A 13,463-nucleotide genomic window follows, 5' to 3' on the forward strand; every position below is an offset into this window, starting at 1 on the left:
ATGACTATTCAGATCCAGACTGAGGCGTTCAACTTAGGTGAACTGAATAGCAACTTGCACGCCGAAGACTATAGCGTTGGGGCAGTGGCGACCTTCGTTGGCTATGTCCGTGATATCAATCAGGGGGAAAAGGTAAGCAACCTCTTCCTGGAGCATTATCCAGGAATGACAGAGCGGTCATTACAACTCATCGTCGACCAGGCCAATGAAAGGTGGTCTATTCAAAAAGTGAAAATAGTTCACCGCGTTGGTCTTTTGAACGTCGGCGACCCCATCGTGTTTGTCGGAGTTGCCAGCGAACATCGACAGGCTGCCTTTGATGCCTGCGCCTTTTTAATGGACTCTCTGAAAACACGAGCACCCTTCTGGAAACGTGAAGAAACCCGATCCGGTGACCGTTGGGTATGCAGTAGAGAGAGTGATCGGCTGGCAGCAAGTCGCTGGGAAGGTAGTGATGAGTGAGCAAAAGGAATCCACCCCGTCCAAATGGCTGAGGGGTGGATGGGGCGCTCTAAAACAAGTCGCAGAACGGAATAAACCGTGCCGTGTCACCTGCCTGCAGCGCACAGCCCTCCAGAATCTCGACCAAGCCATCAGCCCAGGATGCGCCCAGCAACACGCCTGAACTCTGGTTCGGATAGAGTACGGCTCGCCCCTCCTCCAATTTGGCTCTCAGGTACTCCCTGCGGCCTCCTGCTTTAGGCCAGTCAAAACCGACGCTAATCGGGAAGCTCAATGGTGTGACGTCTTCGACACCCTGGATGCGCAACACGTAAGCCCGGGCCAATAGCCCAAAAGTCACTAGAGCCGACGTCGGGTTTCCTGGCAGACCGATGACCGGCACTGTGCCAAAGTGTCCCACCGTCAGTGGCTTACCCGGCTTTATGGACAGCTTCCAGAACAACGGTTTACCGCATTCACGCAGCACCTGCCCGAGACAATCGGCGTCACCTGCGGACACGCCACCGGTGGTGAGAATCAAGTCCGCATTGTGTTGCAACTGTTCGAGTTTGAGGCGCGTCTGCTGCGGCCGGTCGGGGAGAATACCTGCATCGATTACGTCGCAACCCAATGCACTTAACCAGTGGCTCAGTAAGGTGCGATTGCTGTTGTAGATACAGCCGGGCTTCAAGGGCATACCCGGTTCGGCCAGTTCATCGCCTGTGGAGAGCAGTGCGACCCGTGGGCGCCGTACGACATGCACATGCGTACATCCCTGCGCCGCTGCGATGGCCAACTCGAAAGGTCCCAGTCGTTTGCCGGCAGGGAGCAAAACCTGCCCGACACGGTTCTCTTGGCCTTGCGGTCGAATATTCTGGCCAACTGTCAGTGACTGGTTGAAGCTGACGCGGCCATCATCCAAAAGCTCGACGTTCTCCTGCATCTCTACACTGTTGGCACCCTCGGGGACAGGCGCTCCGGTAAAGATTCGTACACAGGTCCCCGGTAGCAACGCTTCGGGGGCCTGACCGGCAAAAATTCGTTGGGATACGGCTAGTGGCTGTCCGCTCCAGTCGTCCACATTCAAGGCATAACCGTCCATGGCACTATTCGGCCAAGGCGGAAGATCCAGGGTCGCCACCAGGTCACTGGCCAGCACCCGTTGCCGTGCATCATTCAGCTGTACTGACTCGCTATCATCGAGACGTTGGGCCTCAGCCATGGCCAGCAGCCTGGCGATGGCCTCCTCCACAGGCATCAGCGGTGACTGACTCATCCCCGTGACCCGCAGACTTGCACAGGCTTGAGGTGCGGCACGAAATTGCACGGCCTGTGGCGTGCATCCAACTGCTCGGCAAGAATGCCTTCCCACGCGGTTCGACAGGCGCCAGTAGAACCTGGCAGGCAGCACACCAGTGTGCCGTTGGCCAGTCCGGCCAAGGCCCGGCTCTGTACAGTGGACGTGCCAATATCGAGAATAGAAATCGCCCGAAACAACTCACCAAAGCCGTCAATTTGTTTATCCAACAAACAGGTCACCGCCTCAGGTGTACTGTCGCGGCCAGTGAATCCGGTGCCCCCGGTAATCAGCACGACCTGAATCCCCTCGTCGGCAATCCAGCTTGCGACCTGTGCCCGGATTTTGTACAGGTCATCCTTGAGCAAGTTGCGTTCACTCAGGGTGTGGCCCGCTTCCAGTAATCGACTGACCAGCAATTGCCCAGAGGTATCATTGGCATATTCACGGGTATCACTGACGGTCAGCACGGCAATATTCAACGGTACAAATAACGCATCCGACTTAACGCTCATGTCATTCTCCGGCAGGCAATAATGAAAACAATTGCTAGAGGCTAAAGCGCTAAAACGGTCACTGTCTAATCACTCTGGCCGACCAGATTATCGAGCGCGTCTATCGAAGGTTTTTTCATCCACAGTGATTCCTTATTCTAATTAAATTCGGTTTTGATAGAGTCAATCGATCGATCATTAAATACTTCTGATTGGACTGACAAGATAAACAGTGAGATCGTCTGCTCACCCAACTATCCGTGTTTTTAATCATGACACTTACCTGCTCTACTGCAGCTTCATCTGTACCCTGCTCAGTGCTACTACTTGCTGGCGGGCGCGGGGCGCGTATGGGGGGACGGGATAAAGGGCTGCTGCCCTGGAAAGGGAAGCCGCTCATCGCACATGTACACGCTGTAGTACGACCCTTCACCGACGACTTGATCATCTCCTGCAACCGTAATGAAAAAAGTTATCGAGCCTATGCCGATCAATTGGTCGAGGACTCACAAAGGGATTTCCCGGGACCTCTGGCAGGAGTCCTGGCCGGACTGGCTGTTGCGCACCATCCGTGGCTACTGATTCTCGCCTGCGACGCACCGAACATTGACGCGCCGCTGATCAGGGCTCTGTTAGAGGCGCGCCCTGCGACGGCTTCAGCGTTGATGGTGCAGCAGGCCGGGCAATGGCAACCCATGTTCAGCTTGATTCCCAAGGCGCTGCTACAGGGTTTGCAGCAAGACTGGGATGAGGGAGAGCGAAGCCTGTTACGCGCGCTGTTGAAACGTGCCCCGAGGGCGTTGTCGTGTGCCTCGGACGACTCGCGCCTATGTAATTTCAACACCCCGGAACTGCTTTGCGAAACGCTATCTGCGTCATTTGAATAAGTTCACACTGTTTCCTCCAAAGGGTCGGTTCGGGACTTTTCAAACAATCCATGCGTCCTGGACTCCTGTGTTAATACTTACATCACATACTTCCCTCAGCAGGTGCCATCGTGGACATCAAACAACTCAAGTTCCTGATTGCGCTGGAACAGACTCGACACTTCGGGCAGGCCGCTGCTCGTTGCCACATTACTCAGCCGACGCTGTCCATGCGCTTGCGCAATCTTGAGGATGAACTGGGTCTGGAGCTGGTCACCCGAGGCCAGCGCTTTGAAGGTTTCACCCAGGCGGGTGAACGCGTGCTGGCATGGGCGAGAACATTGCTCGCCGCACATGACGGGCTGTTCGCCGAAGCCGCCGCGTGTCGCGGTCAGTTAGTCGGCAATTTGCGTCTGGGTCTGGTGCCTCTCAGCGGCTTTAATCCCATCAGCTACGTTCAGGGGCTTTCCCATACGTTCCCAGAGCTCAAATTCAGCCTGTCATCCATGAGCTCAGATCGAATCATCGAAGGCATAGGTAACAACCAACTGGATCTGGGCATCTGTTATCTCGATCATGTGAGTCCGGACTATCTGGATTTTTTCGAAATAGGAGAGACCCGCGTCGGCTTGCTGTACGACACTCGCCACTTCCATTTCGAAGGAACAGAAATGAGCTGGGAAGATGCCGCCGAGCTGCCATTGGGGACGATCAGCAATGGCATGCACTATCGAAAATCCGTTGATCTGAGTTTCCGCAGCCGCGGGCTAGACCCACAGCCAATACTCGAAACCGACTCGACTTATCAGTTGTTCCAGGCGATTCACGAAGGTTTTTGCTGCTCGATCATGCCGCTGAACAATGGTCTGGAAAACCCGATTGAGAATCTGGCCTTTATCAACCTTCCAGATGCAAGTGTTCTCGCGCCACTGGGTCTCGTGATGCGCAAAACCGAACCTCGCTCGGCAATCGCCGAGAAGTGTTTTGCTGAAGCCAGAAAACTATTTGCCGCAAAGAGCTGATTCGAGGGTTTTGTCATGTCTTGCCAAGTCGAACAATCATCTGAGCAAAGCGATGCGAATGCACCTGCGCCAAAGCCTCTGAATGTCACCTATCGAGAATATGACACGCGCGCACCCGTCTCCCAGGCTGCGCTAGCGTCCGAGATCGCCCTGGCCATTACGTACAACGGACTGAGCCAGGCCGTGATGATGGTTTCACCCGGCAATATCGAGGATTTCATCCGGGGTTTCAGCGTGAGTAACGATATTGTTGAAAATCTGAACGAAATCCACGACATCCGTCTCTCGCACTTCGACCAGGCCTGTCAGGCGGATGTACAGATCTCCAGTCGCGCCTTCTGGGCACTGAAGAATCATCGCCGGCAAATGGCGGGTACCAGTGGTTGCGGGTTGTGTGGTGTGGAAGCGCTGGAGCAGGCACTTCCGCAACTGGACATTCTGGAGCCTGTTCCCCTCCCTCTCGCGGAACACTTCAGCGGACTGCGTGAGCGCATCGAACAGGCTCAAATAATGGCACGCAGCAGTGGCGCGCTGCATGCGGCGCTGTACTTCGACACTCACGGCTCGGCGCTCTTGTGCCGCGAAGATATCGGCCGCCACAACGCGCTGGATAAATTGATAGGCGCTATGCAGCATGCACAGATCGATGCACGTTGTGGCTTCACGGTAGTGACTAGCCGCTGCAGCCTGGAGCTTATTCACAAAGCGGTAAGGGCGAAGTTTGGCACGCTGGTCAGCTTGTCGGCACCCACCGCATTGACCGTGCAGTGGGCAATCAAGCACCGCCTCAACTTGATCCACGTCCCCCACCGAAGCGCGCCACGGATTTACAGCCCTGTTTAACGTCTCCACCTACAGTTCACCCCGACACAGGCACTCACCAACAGGCTTCACCAGCATGCGCGCTCCAGCGTTGCACTCTTTAGAGCGCTCCACTCGACTGCAACGCTTCTGCGAAGCCCCTGGCGAATCAACAAAACGATCTGATTTTTTGAAGCCCGCTATCCGCTCGTCGCGTTTTTCTCGCCTGCCTCCCCGTTGGAATGATCCAGACCTCTGGCGCGCCTATGCTTATAAGTGCAAAAGGAGTTTATATACCCGTACCACAAGCAGCATTCGCTGCCTGGATACGGTGGCGGGGAATCTGACGCCACAGGGCGTTGATATCCCCTGATTGCCTCTCTCGACGTGGACATGCGACCCGGACATTCGCAGTCCAGCTCGAGTCATCCAAGAGGAGAAATGATATGTCTACCGTTAAAAAAATGCCGATCAGCACCGAACAGAAGACCAGCCAGCCATCAGTGAGCAAGGATCTCTGGCGTCCCTTCGACGCGCTGCGCCAACAGGTCGACAATTTGTTCGAAGACTTCGGTCGAGGCTCGGCGCTTTCGCCGCTCGGCCGTAGCCTCTTCGATGTCGAGCCGTTCAGCCGCGGCCTCTTTGATGTCGAGCCATTCTGGAATCGGGAGATGAGCGGTCGTGGCATGCCCGCCGTGGACATTGCCGAGCGGGATAAAAGCTACGAAATCACCGCCGAACTTCCCGGTATGGATGAGAAGGACATTGAGATCAAACTGTCCAATGGCAGCCTGATCATCAGAGGCGAAAAGAAAGCAGACAGGGAAGAACAGAGGAAGGGCTATCACCTCACTGAACGCAGCTACGGCTCATTCGAGCGGGTCTTCAACCTGCCCAAAGGGGTCGATGTCGACAAGATCGACGCGCATTTCAGCAAAGGCTTGCTGACGGTGGCTCTGCCGAAAAAAGCCGAGGCCATAAAACCGGAAAAAATTGTGCGAATTAAAGCCGACTAAAACCGCGTGCCCATTGGCCCCTTGCCAGGAAAACCTGGCAAGGGGCTTTTTGTGGGTTTCCCCTTTGCAGGCGCTGGCGCAGCCTGCGATCTTTTCAGCACTCACCCAGGATCGCGTTCTGACCGAGGATCAAAAGATCGTCCGTACACGGCCCGAACCTTTGGCAGCTGCTGCGAGCAAACCACAGGGCGCCCGCTCGATATACATAAAACTGATCGACTGACAGCAGGTCTAAAATTTTAACCAATACTCAAGTGTAGGGCGCAGAACGACTCTGCGTAGCACTGCACAGGGTCGTTGCTCACATGCATCGTTCACTCTCGAGCCCAGACCATGAAGAAGACCGATCAGTGGAATTTTTCATACTTCCTCATCACCTTCGTCGCGTTGACACTGGCGCAGTTCCTGTTTGCCGGACGCGCTGCCGTCGAGTCGATCCCTTACAGTCAGTTCCTGCAGTTGCTGAACGAGCATAAGGTCAGCGAGTTGAGCATCACCAAGGACCAAATCAACGGCAAGCTGCAAGAGCCTATCAACGGTCATAACCTGTTCAGCACAGTGCGGGTCGACCCAACCCTGGCGGCAGAACTCGCTCAATCAGACGTCGGTTTTTCCGGTGTCAACGAAAACACCTTTCTGGGCAATCTGCTCGGCTGGTTCCTGCCCTTTATCATGATCATGGGCGTCTGGCTTTTTCTGTTTCGCGGCCTTGCCGAGAAGCAGGGCCTTGGTGGCCTGATGAGTGTCGGCAAGTCGCGGGCCAAAGTATTCGTCGAACGCGATACGGGCGTGACCTTCGCCGATGTAGCCGGTATTGACGAAGCCAAGGCCGAGCTGGTGGAAATTGTCTCGTTTTTGAAAGACAAGGCCAGGTACACCCGCTTGGGTGCCCACATCCCCAAAGGGACTTTGCTGGTTGGCCCTCCCGGAACCGGTAAAACCCTGGTCGCCAAGGCCATCGCCGGTGAAGCCGGGGTTCCGTTTTTCTCCATCTCCGGCTCCGAGTTCGTCGAGATGTTCGTCGGCGTTGGCGCCGCCCGGGTCCGCGACCTGTTCGAACAGGCTCGTCAGGCGGCACCCTGCATCATTTTCATTGACGAACTGGATGCCCTGGGAAAGATGCGGGGGATCGGTGCGTTCGGTGGCAACGACGAAAAAGAGCAGACACTCAACCAACTGCTGGCGGAGCTCGATGGCTTCGATCCCCGCGAAGGCGTGGTTCTGCTGGCCGCCACCAATCGTCCGGAAGTCCTCGACCCGGCGCTGCTGCGGGCCGGCCGCTTCGATCGTCAGATCGTCATTGATCGCCCGGACCGCAAGGGCCGGTTCGAGATTCTCAAAGTGCATATCAAGAAAATCACCGTTGAGCTCAGCGTCGACTGCGGGCGCATTGCCGAGATCACTACCGGCTTCACCGGCGCGGACCTGGCGAATCTGATCAATGAAGCCGCTATCGTCGCAACCCGTCGCGGTGCCCAGGCGGTCAGCCTCGATGATTTCACCGCTGCGGTGGAGCGTATCGTCGCCGGAGTGGAGCGCAAGAGCAGCTTGCTGCAGCCACAAGAACGTCTGGTGGTCGCCTATCACGAAATGGGCCATGCGCTGGCCGCCAGCACCTTGCCGGGAATGGATCCGGTGCACAAGGTCTCGATCATTCCCCGCGCTATCGGGTCGTTGGGCTATACCCTGCAACGCCCGACCGAAGATCACTTTCTGATCAGTTGTCAGATGCTCAAGGACCGCATCGCAGTGTTGATGGCCGGGCGGGCCGCCGAGTACATCGCCTATGGCCAGATCTCCACGGGAGCGGCGGACGACTTGACCCGGGCGACCGATATCGCCCGGCAACTGATTACCCGCTTCGGCATGAGTACGGAGCTCGGGCAGTCGGTGCTGGAGCGACAGACCCCCACTTTCCTGGGCGAACACATGTTGAATCGGGGGGAGAAGGATTACTCGGAACAAACCGCGCGGGAAATCGATCTCGGCATCAGAGCCCTGCTCGATGAAGCCTACAGTCGCGCCAAGGCGTTGCTTGAGGACCGTAGGGCTGATCTGGATGCCGGCGCCAGACTCTTGCTGGAAAAGGAAACCCTGACGCCTGAAGAATTCCCCGCGCTAATGCCCCTCAAGTCAGCGCTGCCCCGGCAGTCGACGTGATGCCCCAGAGCGCTGCACGTCGGGCAATCCACTCTCATCGGAATGACGCTCATGAGCCCATCTTTCCAAGACTTCTCGAAGAAACTTCCCGGCTCCCGTGCCAACGGGGTGCAGACCTCCATTGTCCCCTTGTTACGCCAGTACGCTGAGGAGCTGCCGGCGTTGAATTCGCAGACCTTCGGCGCGATGTTCGACCGTTACGCCGATGCTCGTGTGGTGATGATCGGTGAGGCCAGCCATGGCACCAGCGACTTCTATCGAACCCGGGCGGCCATCACCCAACGGCTGATTGAGCAGCATGGGTTCAATATTGTTGCCGTCGAAGCGGACTGGCCGGATGCGGGCCACGTTGACCGTTACGTCCGCGGGCTGGCGCCTTCGGCCTGGAAACGTCATATCTTCAGCCGATTCCCGACCTGGATGTGGCGCAATACCGATGTGAGGGCTTTCGCCCACTGGCTTCATCAGCACAACAGCCACAAAGCCTCCGAGCTGCGTGTCGAGTTTCGCGGGTTGGACGTTTACAGTTTGCGCAATTCCATTCGCGAGGTCTTGAACTACCTGGACCTGGGCGACCCTCAGCTTGCGCACGAAGCACGACAGCGTTATGGCTGTCTGACACCCTGGCAGGATGATCCTGCGCTATATGGCCATTTTGTCGAGCGCGGCGGCGTCATGCCTTGTGAGCAAGCGGTGATCGAGCAGCTCAATGCCATATTGGCCGAACAAATGGCCGGGCTTATCCAGGACGACGAAGCTTTCTTCAATGCCACGCAAAACGCCCAGGTCGTTCGGGCGGCGGAACAATACTACCGAGCGATTTATCGAGGCTCGACCACCTCCTGGAACCTGCGTGACAGGCATATGTTCGACACCTTGTGTGCGCTGCTCGAGCATCGTGGCCCTCAAGCCAGGGCCGTGGTGTGGGCGCACAACTCCCATATCGGCAATGCCGCCGCCACACAGATGGGCTGGAAGGGCCAGTTCAATATCGGTCAGCTGTGCCGCAGCGCCTATGGGCGCGACGTCGTGCTGATCGGCATGAGCACCGACCGCGGCCAGGTGGCGGCGGCCGATGACTGGGATGGCGACATGCACATCATGGACATCCGGCCATCTCGAACAGACAGTTGGGAGTATCAGTTCCTTGAGGCGGGCATCGCTGCGTCATTGACCGACTGGCGCGATCCTCAGCGAGAAGCGTTGCGCCAGGCCCTCAGCGAGCCACTGCTGGAGCGGGCCATTGGGGTGATTTACCGACCTGAAAGCGAGCTCGCCAGCCACTACTTCCAGGCGGTGCTTGCCGAGCAATTCGACGCCATGGTCTGGATTGAACAGACGCAACCGGTGACCGCACTGCACCTGCCGAAAAGCCAGGAACTGGAACCGGAGGACGAAACCTTTCCGTTTGGTGTGTGATATCCGCACACCTGTAGGAGCACGGCTTGCCGGCGATGGCGTCCTTGAGATCGCCATCGTCGGAACGCCGCCCGGACCAAGCTCGGCTCCTACAAGGTTTGGCTCATTCGGGCGTTTTTTTTGCCGGCGTGTGCAGATACACCTCAAACCAGTCGCCAGCCAGGCTGGCGACTTTCTCCAGGGCTCCTGGTTCTTCAAAAAGGTGGGTGGCTCCGGCGATGACGTCCAGCCGGTGCTCACACTGCAGGGCCAGGGCGCTTTGGCGGTTAAGGCCAAGCACCGTCGGGTCCTGATCTCCGACGATTTGTAAGGTGGGTGCCTTCACCAGGGCCAGCGCTGCCCCGGCCAGGTCGGTCCGCCCTCCCCGGCTGACCACGGCATGCACCACGTCCGGGCGCAGCGCCGCTGCCAACAACGCCGCTGCGGCCCCGGTGCTCGCGCCGAACAGCCCGACGCGCAACGATTTCAATTCAGCCCTGTGCCCTATCCAGTCGATCACACCCACCAGTCGTCTGGAGAGCAGCGCGATATCAAAGCGCAACTCTCCGGTCAGGTAGTCCACGTATTGTTCCTGCTCGGTGAGTAGATCGAACAGCAGCGTGCCCAGACCGCGCTGGGCCAGAGATTGTGCAACCTGCTGGTTACGTGGGCTCGAGCGACTGCTGCCACTGCCATGGACGAACACCACCAATCCGCCTGCGGCTGCAGGCAAACGCAAATCAGCGGCTAACTCGACGTCCGCCAGTTCCAGATTGCGACGCTGTGGCTTTAGCATTGGACTGCCTTAAGGCACTCCCTGCCCCGAATTCGATTCGCGTCGCCAGGCGCGTTGCAACAAATCAATAACCTCTTCGTCCGGGGTCTGGGAAAAATCCGCGTACCAACTGCCGATCGACATCAGCCATTCGGGGGTGAGCGGGCAAACCAGCTCATCCACTTCGCTGCGCAGCGCCTCCGCGGTCTCCAGTGGCGCCACCGGTACAGCGACAACGATGCGTGCCGGTTTTTGCAGGCGCACGGCGTGTACTGCGGCCATCATTGAAGCCCCTGTGGCCAGCCCGTCATCGATCAGAATCACCACCTGGTCTTGCAACGCCACGGGCGGACGCGTTGCCCGGTAGATGCGCTCGCGGCGCAGCAGCTCCTGCGTTTCCCGTGCGGCCACGGCCTCGAGTGTGCGTTGATCAATGTGGTTAGCCCGTAGCGCATCCTCATTCACTATTTGTATGCCACCGCTGGCAATGGCACCCATGGCGAACTCCTGGTGAGAAGGAACGCCGAGCTTGCGGACCAGCATCAGGTCCAGGCGAACCTCCAGGGCTGTGGCCACTTCATAGGCCACCGGGACACCCCCTCGGGGCAAGGCGAGGACAATGACATCGGGTTTTGCGCTGTATTTAAGCAGCGGCTCCACCAGGCTACGACCGGCAGCAGCCCGGTCATGCAAGGTCGTTTGCTGAGAGGAATAATGAATCATTTAATAACCTCCTCCAGGTGGTATGCCCCCGATACCGGCTTCATACATACCCACATAGTGTTTGACTGACGCGTCCAAGCCTATGTTCCCCGGTTACGCGAGCATTGACGGCCGCAGCGATGTGCGGCGCTTACCACCGTAGCTCCGGTCGCCAGGGTTCTCGTTCGGTCTGCACCTGCGAACTACAGTGATTAATATCCCTTACTCTGGAGAATGGTCATGCGCGCCATGGTTTTACATTCCCCTGGTCAGCCGTTGCAGTTGGAAGAGCGTCCAGTCCCGACACCTGCCCCCCATCAATTGCTGATCAAGGTGCTGGCCTGCGGTGTCTGCCGTACTGATCTGCACCTGTTCGACGGCGAGCTCCCTCAAGCGGTGCTGCCACGGGTTCCGGGACATGAAATTGTTGGTCAGGTCGTGGCGGTCGGCTCGCAAGTGGCACCTTACTGGATCGGCAGACGGGTCGGCGTTCCCTGGTTGGGCTGGGCCTGCGGACACTGCGCTTTCTGCCTGGCAGGACGGGAGAACCTGTGTAATCGGGCACTTTTCACGGGGTGTCAGCTCGATGGAGGTTATGCCGACTACGTCCTCGCCGATGCGCGCTTTTGCCTCACCATTCCAGCCGCGCTGCCGCCTGTCGAGGCTGCTCCGTTGCTGTGTGCCGGGCTGATTGGTTATCGCGCCTTGCGGCTGGCGGGGACAGCGCGGCGACTGGGTCTCTATGGTTTTGGCGCCGCCGCTCATCTGGTCATACAAATCGCGCTAACACGTGGCCAGCAGGTGTATGCCTTCACCCGCCCTGGCGACACACAAGGCCAGGATTACGCCAGAAAACTGGGCGCTGTCTGGGCCGGGTCTTCAGAACAACCGCCACCGCAACCGCTGGACGCCGCGCTGATATTCGCCCCCGTCGGGGCCTTGATACCACTGGCCCTTGCCGCGACGATCAAGGGTGGCTGTGTGATCTGCGCCGGCATTCATATGAGTGATATTCCGGCTTTTCCCTATCAACTGCTGTGGGGTGAACGAGTACTGCGTTCGGTGGCCAATCTGACCCGCGAGGACGGCAAGGCGTTCTTCGCCGAATTTCGTCATACCCCCATTCGCTCCCATGTCACCTGTTTTGCTCTGAAAGATGCCAATACCGCCCTCGCCTGCCTGCGACAAGGACAGTTCAAAGGGGCGCTCGTACTGACGCCCTGAACGCCAGTCAGTTACCGGGCGCTTCATCCCCGACCACACGTCGGACACCCCGGCTGACGTTGATGCCAATCAACCCGTTTGCTCGTACTGGCGGCATGATCAGATAATCGTCTTGCCACTTGATGTCCAGTCACGGCCCTGAGGGACCGCTGTCTTTACTGTTTGGGAGGTTTGTCATGTCCAGACAAAAACGCTTCATGCTGGTGACTTCGCCATTGATGCAGCACAGCGCAGCCTTCGACAGGGCCGCCGCCCTGGCCAAAGCCGAAGGTGCAGCGCTGCACATCGTGGCTTTTGATTATCTCGAGGGCCTGGCGACAGCGGGCCTGGTCAATGAGCAAGCGCTGGAGCAAATGCGTTTGGGCTACGTCGGGCGGCACCGCCAGTGGCTTGAGGAACAGGCCAGGCCCCTGCGCAAAATCGGTGTTGATGTGACCACCGAAGTGACATGGGTCGAACGTCCACTGGAAGAAATCCTTGTCCACCTCAACGAACAACCCATGGACATGCTGATCAAGGCCCTGGAGCACGAGTCGCTGTTGACGCGGATCATGTTCACGCCTCTCGATGTGCACCTGATGCGCCAGTGCCCTGTACCGTTGCATTTTGTGAGCAATACCCGTCATGCCTTGCCGCGCAAGATCGTCGCAGCGGTGGACCCCCTCCATCACAGTGACCAGAACCCGGGCTTCAATGACCGGATCGTCCGCGAAGCGGTGAAACTGGCGATGCGATGCAACGCCGAAATCGATGTGTTGTACGCCTATGACCTGTCATCGATTACCTCGTCAGAGTTCGGCTTTGCCAGCGGTTCATCCTTCTTCTCCTCAAGCATGGCCAAGACCATGTATGACATTCAGGATGAGGCCTTCAACGCGTTGGCCGAACGCAACGGCATACCGACCGGGCAGCGCCACCTGATCATGGGCAATCCGGCCAAGGTCCTGGCCAGTTATGCCGACACCCATGACGTCGATGTCATCGTCATGGGCAAAGTGAGCCCGCATGGCCTGGACAAACTTATCGGCAGTACGGCAGAGCACCTGCTCTACAAGATGCCTTGCAGTGTGTTGGTGGTCGGTGCTGAACAACCCGAGTATTGAATCATGCAGATCCCGCGCATTTTTCTTTCCCGGTTTGCGTAGTACCTGAAAGTCAGCATCCAGTCCCCGTTCAATCTTCGTCTGAGCAAGCGCTTGTTCAACCAGGCGCTGCGCTCCTGACGCGCTTCAAACAACCGTTGTATTAAACCCACCTGACGACTGGC

General features: G+C 57.8%; 13 protein-coding genes. 9 read left to right on the forward strand and 4 right to left on the reverse strand.

Features of this window, described 5'->3' with window-relative positions:
- Positions 1-462: a molybdopterin synthase catalytic subunit MoaE gene (gene moaE / locus AC07UI_RS20160; protein WP_494994149.1), complete on the forward strand. Its 462-nt coding sequence runs from the start codon at positions 1-3 to the stop codon at positions 460-462.
- Positions 463-511: 49 nt separating this feature from the next.
- Here the strand turns inward: moaE and AC07UI_RS20165 are convergent, their stop codons facing one another.
- Together AC07UI_RS20165 and moaB are read right to left on the reverse strand one after the other, a co-directional pair.
- A complete protein-coding gene (locus AC07UI_RS20165) occupies positions 512-1,717 on the reverse strand; it encodes a molybdopterin molybdotransferase MoeA (protein ID WP_494994150.1) in 1,206 nt (401 codons plus the stop codon).
- Complete coding sequence (gene moaB, locus AC07UI_RS20170) at positions 1,714-2,253, reverse strand: molybdenum cofactor biosynthesis protein B (RefSeq protein ID WP_494994151.1); 540 nt, start codon at positions 2,251-2,253, stop codon at positions 1,714-1,716. The genes AC07UI_RS20165 and moaB overlap by 4 nt, the downstream gene beginning before the upstream one ends.
- A gap of 251 nt (positions 2,254-2,504) precedes the next feature.
- On the opposite strand from moaB, the gene mobA reads away from it, so the two are divergent.
- The 6 genes from mobA (at position 2,505) to AC07UI_RS20200 (ending at position 9,516) form a co-directional block, all read left to right on the forward strand.
- Positions 2,505-3,119: a molybdenum cofactor guanylyltransferase MobA gene (mobA, locus tag AC07UI_RS20175; RefSeq protein ID WP_494994152.1), complete on the forward strand. Its 615-nt coding sequence runs from the start codon at positions 2,505-2,507 to the stop codon at positions 3,117-3,119.
- A gap of 110 nt (positions 3,120-3,229) precedes the next feature.
- Positions 3,230-4,120 carry a LysR family transcriptional regulator gene (locus AC07UI_RS20180; RefSeq protein ID WP_494994153.1) on the forward strand — a complete coding sequence of 297 codons (891 nt, stop codon included), beginning with the start codon at positions 3,230-3,232 and terminating at the stop codon, positions 4,118-4,120.
- 15 nt (positions 4,121-4,135) lie between these two features.
- Complete coding sequence (gene fdhD / locus AC07UI_RS20185) at positions 4,136-4,963, forward strand: formate dehydrogenase accessory sulfurtransferase FdhD (RefSeq protein WP_494994154.1); 828 nt, start codon at positions 4,136-4,138, stop codon at positions 4,961-4,963.
- Positions 4,964-5,367: 404 nt separating this feature from the next.
- Positions 5,368-5,937, forward strand: coding sequence for an Hsp20/alpha crystallin family protein (locus AC07UI_RS20190; protein WP_494994155.1), 570 nt, complete (start codon positions 5,368-5,370; stop codon positions 5,935-5,937).
- Positions 5,938-6,270: 333 nt separating this feature from the next.
- Entirely contained in the window at positions 6,271-8,097 is a 1,827-nt protein-coding gene (gene ftsH / locus AC07UI_RS20195; protein ID WP_494994156.1) for an ATP-dependent zinc metalloprotease FtsH, read from the forward strand.
- 51 nt (positions 8,098-8,148) lie between these two features.
- A complete protein-coding gene (locus tag AC07UI_RS20200) occupies positions 8,149-9,516 on the forward strand; it encodes an erythromycin esterase family protein (protein ID WP_494994157.1) in 1,368 nt (455 codons plus the stop codon).
- 103 nt (positions 9,517-9,619) lie between these two features.
- On the opposite strand, the gene AC07UI_RS20205 is transcribed toward AC07UI_RS20200, so the two are convergent.
- Complete coding sequence (locus AC07UI_RS20205; protein ID WP_494994158.1) at positions 9,620-10,291, reverse strand: dienelactone hydrolase family protein; 672 nt, start codon at positions 10,289-10,291, stop codon at positions 9,620-9,622.
- Between the two features lie 9 nt (positions 10,292-10,300).
- A complete protein-coding gene (locus tag AC07UI_RS20210; protein ID WP_494994159.1) occupies positions 10,301-10,993 on the reverse strand; it encodes a phosphoribosyltransferase in 693 nt (230 codons plus the stop codon).
- 219 nt (positions 10,994-11,212) lie between these two features.
- On the opposite strand from AC07UI_RS20210, the gene AC07UI_RS20215 reads away from it, so the two are divergent.
- Positions 11,213-12,196, forward strand: a complete 984-nt coding sequence (locus AC07UI_RS20215; RefSeq protein ID WP_494994160.1) for a zinc-dependent alcohol dehydrogenase family protein — start codon at positions 11,213-11,215, stop codon at positions 12,194-12,196.
- Positions 12,197-12,372: 176 nt separating this feature from the next.
- Positions 12,373-13,299, forward strand: coding sequence for a universal stress protein (locus AC07UI_RS20220; RefSeq protein ID WP_494994161.1), 927 nt, complete (start codon positions 12,373-12,375; stop codon positions 13,297-13,299).
- Positions 13,300-13,463 lie beyond the last annotated feature (164 nt).

Source organism: Pseudomonas sp. GW821-FHT04C07, from assembly GCF_059420325.1.

Coding starts and splice junctions, on each gene's coding strand:
- moaE (WP_494994149.1), top strand. CDS start 1: ATGACTATTCAGATCCAGACTGAGGCGTTCAACTTAGGTGAACTGAAT.
- AC07UI_RS20165 (WP_494994150.1), bottom strand. CDS start 1,717: ATGAGTCAGTCACCGCTGATGCCTGTGGAGGAGGCCATCGCCAGGCTG.
- moaB (WP_494994151.1), bottom strand. CDS start 2,253: ATGAGCGTTAAGTCGGATGCGTTATTTGTACCGTTGAATATTGCCGTG.
- mobA (WP_494994152.1), top strand. CDS start 2,505: ATGACACTTACCTGCTCTACTGCAGCTTCATCTGTACCCTGCTCAGTG.
- fdhD (WP_494994154.1), top strand. CDS start 4,136: ATGTCTTGCCAAGTCGAACAATCATCTGAGCAAAGCGATGCGAATGCA.
- AC07UI_RS20190 (WP_494994155.1), top strand. CDS start 5,368: ATGTCTACCGTTAAAAAAATGCCGATCAGCACCGAACAGAAGACCAGC.
- ftsH (WP_494994156.1), top strand. CDS start 6,271: ATGAAGAAGACCGATCAGTGGAATTTTTCATACTTCCTCATCACCTTC.
- AC07UI_RS20200 (WP_494994157.1), top strand. CDS start 8,149: ATGAGCCCATCTTTCCAAGACTTCTCGAAGAAACTTCCCGGCTCCCGT.
- AC07UI_RS20205 (WP_494994158.1), bottom strand. CDS start 10,291: ATGCTAAAGCCACAGCGTCGCAATCTGGAACTGGCGGACGTCGAGTTA.
- AC07UI_RS20210 (WP_494994159.1), bottom strand. CDS start 10,993: ATGATTCATTATTCCTCTCAGCAAACGACCTTGCATGACCGGGCTGCT.
- AC07UI_RS20215 (WP_494994160.1), top strand. CDS start 11,213: ATGCGCGCCATGGTTTTACATTCCCCTGGTCAGCCGTTGCAGTTGGAA.
- AC07UI_RS20220 (WP_494994161.1), top strand. CDS start 12,373: ATGTCCAGACAAAAACGCTTCATGCTGGTGACTTCGCCATTGATGCAG.